The organism is Microbacterium sp. BF1 (assembly GCF_019279095.1).
GTDB lineage: Bacteria > Actinomycetota > Actinomycetes > Actinomycetales > Microbacteriaceae > Microbacterium > Microbacterium maritypicum.
Genome location: NZ_JAGYWT010000381.1, coordinates 1 through 2,438, shown reverse-complemented (window position 1 = coordinate 2,438; position 2,438 = coordinate 1). Strand labels below are relative to the sequence as shown.

At 68.3% G+C, this 2,438-nt stretch carries 3 protein-coding genes; all 3 read right to left on the bottom strand.

The genetic code is table 11. The features are described from left to right. Nucleotides 1-929, bottom strand: a 929-nt coding sequence (locus KZA10_RS12445) for a thymidine phosphorylase (protein WP_218683027.1), incomplete at its 3' end; no start/stop codon positions are given. Then, on the bottom strand, nt 926-1,324 hold the full coding sequence (locus KZA10_RS12440; protein ID WP_017828470.1) for a cytidine deaminase: 399 nt from the start codon (nt 1,322-1,324) through the stop codon (nt 926-928). The genes KZA10_RS12440 and KZA10_RS12445, both read right to left, overlap by 4 nt. A gap of 26 nt (nt 1,325-1,350) precedes the next feature. Continuing rightward, a partial coding sequence (locus tag KZA10_RS12435; RefSeq protein ID WP_218683026.1) for an ABC transporter permease occupies nt 1,351-2,438 on the bottom strand: 1,088 nt, incomplete at its 5' end.

The window sequence follows — 2,438 nt, the reverse complement described above, 5'->3', positions numbered from 1 at the left end:
CCGTCATCGAGGGCGGGCTCCACGTCGGCATCCGGCTGCCCGGCGAGGGCGAGCATCTCGCGTGCCAGGGCGATCGTCAGCTCGCGCACATCCGACGGTCCGCCCCCGGCGAGGATCTCGACGGACTCCCTGACCTCGTTGGCGTTGCCGATCGCGAGCCCGAGCGGCACATTCATGTCGGTCAGCAGCGCCGTCGTCGCGACACCCGAGTCGGTGCCGAGCGCGACCATCGTGCGTGCCAGCTCGCGGGCGCGATCGATGTCCTGCATGAATGCGCCGGATCCGAACTTCACGTCGAGCACGAGAGCGTCCGTGCCCTCGGCGATCTTCTTCGACATGATGCTCGATGCGATCAGCGGGATCGCCTCGACCGTGCCGGTGACGTCGCGCAGTGCGTACAGCTTCTTGTCCGCGGGGGCGAGCCCGGAGCCGGCCGCGCAGATGACCGCACCGACGTCGCCCTGCATCTGCGCGAACATCTCCTCGTTGCTGAGAGCGGCGCGCCATCCGGGGATCGACTCGAGCTTGTCGAGCGTGCCACCGGTGTGGCCGAGTCCACGACCGCTCAGCTGCGGAACGGCCACGCCGAACGAGGCGACCAGCGGGGCGAGCGGCAGCGTGATCTTGTCGCCCACGCCACCGGTGGAGTGCTTGTCGACGGTGCGCTTGCCGAGAGAGGCGAAGCTCATCCGCTCCCCCGAGGCGATCATCGCGTCGGTCAGCACGCGGATCTCATCGCGCTCCATGCCGCGCTGGAAGATGGCCATCGCGAACGACGCCATCTGCGCGTCGGAGACGTAGCCGCGCGTGTAGGCGTCGACCATCCAGCGAAGCGCGGGCTCCGGCACGGCACCGCCGTCGCGCTTGGCGCGGATCACATCGATCGCGTCGAACGGTTCGATGGCTACCTGAGCCTGTGCAGCGGTCATCGTGCTTCCTCCAGGTCGCGCGGCCCGAATGCGTCGGGCAGCACCTCGTCGATCGTGCGGATGCCGGAGACGGTCTCCAGCAGCATCCCGGGCATCGCGTGCTCGAACAGCAGCTGGCGACAGCGTCCGCACGGCATGATGGTCTGCCCCTCGTTGTTGACGCACACGAACGCGACGAGCTGGCCGCCGCCGGACATGTGCAGGTCGCCGACCAGAGCGCACTCGGCGCACAACGTCACGCCGTAGGAGGCGTTCTCGACGTTGCAGCCGGCCACGATGCGACCGTCGCCGACCAGGGCGGCCGCACCCACGCGATAGCGGGAGTACGGCGCGTACGCCTTGGTCATGGCGTCGGTTGCGACCTGGCGCAGCTCATCCCAGTCGATGTCCGTCATTGCGATGTTCTCTCTTCCCTGCAGGGCTACGACTTGATGTAGGGCTTGCCGTCGGCGGCAGGCGCCTTGATCTGCCCGGCGAACCCGGCGACCGCGAGCAGCGTCACCACGTAGGGCAGCATCAGCATGAACTCACCCGGGATGGGCGTCTTCAGGATCGACAGCAGGTTCTGCAGGTTGGTGGCGAATCCGAACAGCAGCGCCGCGAGCGTGGCGCGGATCGGGTCCCAGCGTCCGAAGATCACCGCGGCAAGGGCGATGAATCCGAGCCCGGCCGTCATGTCCTTTCCGAACTGCGGGACCGAGACGAGGGTGAAGTACGCGCCGCCCATGCCCGCGATCGCGCCGGCGAGCAGCACGTTCCAGAACCGGGTCGGGTTCACCTTGATGCCCACGGTGTCCGCAGCCTGCGGGTGCTCACCGACGGCACGCAGCCGCAGACCCCACCGGGTGCGGTAGAGGCCCCAGGCCACGACGCCGACGGTGATGAACATCAGGTACCCGATGAACGTCTGGTTGAACAGCACCGGTCCGATGATCGGGATGTCGCTGAGCACCGGGATCTCGACGCGCGGGAAGCGCACCGGCCTGTTCAGCGTCGCCTCGTTCGGAGCGAGCAGCGCGCCGTAGAGGAAGCCCGTGAGACCGGTGACGAGCACGTTGAGCACGACACCGACGATGACCTGCTCGACGAGGTACTTGATCGCGAATGCGGCGAGCACACTCGCCACCAGGACGCCGCCGATCATGGCGCCGACGAGACCGACGAACGGGTTGCCCGTGATGCTCGACAGGAGCGCCGCGGAGAACGCGCCCAGGAGCAGCTGCCCCTCGATCGCGACGTTCACGACGCCGGCGCGCTCGCCGATGACGCCGCCGAGAGCTCCGAAGACCAGGGGCACCGAGAGCGAGACCGCACCGAACAGCAGGCTCGTGACGGGCACGAGTCCGCCGGCGGCCGCCCAGACGAGGAACGCGAACACGGCCAGCACGCTAAACGCGATCACCAGCCACAGCGAGGGCGCACGGTAGGTCCATGCCCGAAGGAACGCCCCCACCGTCAGCACCACGAGGATGCCGATCACGACCCAGAAGGTCGAAGCCGTGGGCAGCG

Bases quoted from the DNA above. Each gene is read 5' to 3' on its own strand.
- KZA10_RS12440 (WP_017828470.1), bottom strand. From the start codon at position 1,324: ATGACGGACATCGACTGGGATGAGCTGCGCCAGGTCGCAACCGACGCC.